General features: G+C 62.3%; 2 protein-coding genes. One reads left to right on the forward strand and one right to left on the reverse strand.

All coding sequences use genetic code 11. The annotated features are described in order from the left end of the window. Positions 1–64 precede the first annotated feature (64 nt). Positions 65–2002 (reverse strand): MoaD/ThiS family protein, encoded by a 1938-nt coding sequence (locus tag FKZ61_RS23510; protein WP_141612603.1) that lies wholly within the window; start codon positions 2000–2002, stop codon positions 65–67. A gap of 1405 nt (positions 2003–3407) precedes the next feature. On the opposite strand from FKZ61_RS23510, the gene aroH reads away from it, so the two are divergent. Then, positions 3408–3848: a chorismate mutase gene (aroH, locus tag FKZ61_RS23515; RefSeq protein WP_141612604.1), complete on the forward strand. Its 441-nt coding sequence runs from the start codon at positions 3408–3410 to the stop codon at positions 3846–3848. Positions 3849–4002: the final 154 nt, after the last annotated feature.

Raw genomic sequence — 4002 nt, forward strand, 5'->3', positions numbered from 1 at the left:
CGCACTACATCTGGTGGAACCTGTCGGCGAATTTCTGCCGGGATTTACCCTGCTTCGCCCGTTCTCATCCGCCGGACAGGGCAGGCAAGATGAAGACATGGTCGCCCGCCTGGAGGCGGGTATCCAGCCCCTGCAGGCCGCGGATGTCCTCCTCGTTCACGAAGATCAGGACGTGCTCCACCGGTTCGCCCTTTTCGTCCAGGATCTGGGGTTCCAGGGCCTTGTAGCGGCGGAGGAGCCCCTGGATGAGGGAGCGGACGGTGCGGGCCTGGATGGGCCGCGCTTCGTACTGCTCGATGCCGCCGGTGAAGTGCAGCAGCGGCCCGCTGAGCTGGAGGATGACCCGGTCGCTGAGGTCCACCTCCTCCACCTCGGTGCCCAGGGCGATGGCCTTCAGCTCCTCGTCGCTGTGGTTGTCGCAGAAGTCCCGGAAGGTGTAGCGGGCGGCCGCGCCATTGGATTGGGCCCGCCGCTCTGTCAGCCAGGCCTCCACCAGCCGCATCACCACCTCGGTGGCCTGCTCACTGGGGATGCGCCGCAGCAGCGGTTTGCCGATGGCAGCCTCGTTGCCCAGACCACCCCGCAGGGAGATGTCGTAGGCCTCGATCCGCTCGCCGTTCTCGGCCTGGATGGACGTCCCCTGGAGGCCGATGTTGCCCACCCAGTGATGGGCGCAGGCGTGGGGGCAGCCATCCACGTAGAGGCTCAGCCCCTCTTCCACCTCGTCGCCGAAGCGCCGGTCCAGCTCCTCCAGGATCTCCTGGGCCTTGTTCTTGGTCTCGGCCACGGAGTAGTTGCAGTAGCGGTGGTCGGTGCAGGCCACCGAATGGCCAAAGACCCGGTTACGCTTCAGGCTGAAGCCGATTTCCTCCACCTGGGCTTCGACCCAGCCCAGCCGCGCCTCTGGGATGTCCGCCAGGATGAAGTTTTGCTGGCGGGTGAACCGGGCGTGACCGCCCACCTCATCCAGCACGTCGGCCAGCTGCTGGAGCTGGGTGCCAGAAACCCAGCCCTGGGGCACCGCGTAGCCCATGCTGAAGAGTCCCTCCTGCTTCTGGGCATGGACACCCAGATGGGCCAGGTCGCCGGGAACCGGCTCGGGCGCCGCCAGCTCCTGGAAGCGCCGCCCCATGCGCTCCTCCACCATGGCCCGCACCGCGTCCGGGCCGTAGTCATCCACCAGGAACTTCAGGCGGGACTTGGGCCGGCTCAGGCGGTAGGTGAGGTCCTCCCGCCAGATGTCCAGCAGGGTCTGCAGGACGGCGATGGCCTGATCCTCGGGGACGAACATGCGCAGGTCCCGGGAGAGGCGGGGCGTGGAGGAGAGACCGCCCCCCACCCGGACGGTGAAGCCCGGCTGTCCCTCGTGGATCACGGCCAGGAACGCCACGTCGTGGAAGTGGGGGCCGCTGCACTGGTGGGGGCAGGCGCTGAAGGTCAGCTTGAACTTGCGGGGCAGGTCGGAATAGGTGCGGTTGCCGGTGAAGAACTGGTGCGCCTGGTCGATGTAGGGCCGCACGTCGAAGACCTCCTCCGGCTGAATGCCGCTCAAGGGGCAGCCGGTGATGTTCCGCACGGTGTCGCCTTCGGCGCCGGTGGTGGTGAGGCCGGTGTCCTGGATGGCCTGCAGCACATCGGGCAGGTGTTCCAGGCGGACGTGGTGGAGCTGGATGCCCATGCGGGTGGTAAGCTCGCCGTAGTTGTCGCCGTAGCGCTCGGAGATGAGGCCCACGCCCCGCATCTGGGCCGGGGTGACGATGCCGCAGGGCACCTTGAGGCGGACCATGAAGGTGCCCACCTTGGGCTTGTCATGGGCGATGCCGTACCAGTAGAGACGGACCATATCCTCTTCGGGGATGTCCTCGTAGCCCGTCTCGATCATCTGGGGGAGCTCGTCCACGATGCCCAGGGGGAACTTGTCCCGCTTGAGGCGTTCCACATTGTTGCGCTTGTAGACCAACTCCCAGGATACGTCGTTGCCAAGCTGGATTCTGGTTGCCACAGAAACCTCCTTTTTGTGGTTGGCGAAAAGGCCGTTGACCGGTTCGATACCAGCAGCCCGAAAATGGGCAAAGAAAAAGGCCCCCGGAAAGGGGGCCCTGCGGGCGAACGCCAAGCGGCCAAGCTACCTTGTCAGGTCGGTCTGGGACAACCGGCATGGTGGGTCACGCTTCGGCGACAGCGCATGAAAAAGCCCCCTTTCATGGGATGACCCATCCGGCCAAGGCCAGGATGGGCCATTCGACACGCGGGGGCCACCTGCACGTCGCTTCAGCTTACGGTCGACTCAGGTCATTGAGTCGCCAGCCGGGCGGGTGCCAGGGACCCCCGCCCAGGACAGATGCACCATATGGATAACATGCGAAGATGGTGTTGTCTCGAAATTTGTATCATGGTTCCGTCGTTGCCATGGGTCGGAGCCAACGCCTGGCCCCGATGTGGCCTAAAGTCTGGCATAGGGAATTTGATTTGTCAAATCTCGTTTATCCGCGGAGTGCGCATTTGAGTTCTTCATGCACCTTCATGGGTCGCGGGGGATGAAGAATCCGCACGATCCGTCCGTAACGCATCCCTGCGTGACATGGGTTCCTGTCCTGCCTGGTACGGATATCCGGCCTGCTGGCCGGGCCTACCGATCCGGGGCCATCCGTGTTCATCTATGTTCCATTTTTTCAGGGCAGGACGCGCACTTTGGGAATGGACCCCCTCGTGAAGGGCTGAGTCTGTATTCCTCGGGGAATCTGTGGTCTCTTCAGTGGTCTCTTTAGCGGAGTCAAATTCTCATCCAGCCGGATCCAGGCTTGACAACCGGGCATAGCCGTGCTATCTTTGCCACTAGCCTGGGCGGACAGATCCAAGCTCGAATCCAACCCGTCCGGCAGTCGGTTTCGCAAGCGGCAATCAAGGGGCCGCGGTCAAGGCCCGGCGACGACAGGCTAAAGAAATCTGGAAGATTCAGACAGGAATTCCAGACAGGGTCGCAACCATCTCACAATCGTTGTCGACCCTCTGCAGGCTCAACCATCTGCAGGCTCAACCAGTGGTAGATTCCCATGCATAGCCGTCAGCAGCGTCATCATCCATCGTTGCACACCAACAGCCGAAGTCAGTCTACGGCTGCCCATTCGGCTATGTCTGTGACCAACCCGCGCGATTTCCTGCGTGGGTTTTCTTTTTCCTACTATTGGTTTAGCTACTTTTTCTTTAGCACTGCGTCGCCATCCTGCGCAGCGAGGCCGATGATGTCTGGCTAGAGCCGGACAGAACAGGGCTCAACGAGGGCGAGGAATGGCGACAACTTCCCGCCCTCGTTTTTTGTTGGGGAATTTCGTTGGGAAAATTCTTTCAACCAAATCGATCTTCCATTCAAGTAGAAAACCAACACGCAGAACAAGCAGAAGGAGTCGATGCAAATGGTCTGTCGCGGCGTCAGGGGAGCAACGACGGTCACCGAGGATACGCCCGAATGCGTCCTGCGAGCTACCCGGGAACTCCTGGGGCTGATGATCCGGCTCAACGGCATTGAATCCCAGGATGTAGCCAGCGCCATTTTTACCACCACCCCGGACATCACGTCGGCCTTTCCCGCGCTGGCTGCCCGGCAACTGGGTTGGTTCGATGTGCCGCTGCTCTGCAGCCATGAAATCGACGTGCCCGGCAGCCTGCCCCGCTGCATCCGCATTCTGGTCCATTGGAATACGGACAAGCCCCAGTCGGCCATCCAGCACGTCTATCTGCGGGAAGCCACCAGCCTGCGGCCGGATAAAAACCTGGCCCTGTCGGCCCGAGATTTCGAGGAGCTCAATGTCTGGATCGAAGAACAGCTGGCCGTCTGGCGGGCCCAGTAAGCCAGGTCCAGGGGTTTGTGGCCCATTGGCGGCGTGCGCATCCTCAGATGCAACTCCGCCTGGCCCGGTATCTGAGGATGCCGACTCCGCGTCGAAACGGGAACCAGTAAATCCCGGCAGAAATTTGCCGACAGGTTCCACCAGATGTAGTGCG

The sequence above is a fragment of the Litorilinea aerophila genome (assembly GCF_006569185.2).
Classification (GTDB): Bacteria; Chloroflexota; Anaerolineae; order Caldilineales; family Caldilineaceae; genus Litorilinea; species Litorilinea aerophila.

Excerpts from the sequence above, each read along its gene's own strand:
- aroH (WP_141612604.1), top strand. The coding sequence starts at position 3,408 with ATGCAAATGGTCTGTCGCGGCGTCAGGGGAGCAACGACGGTCACCGAG.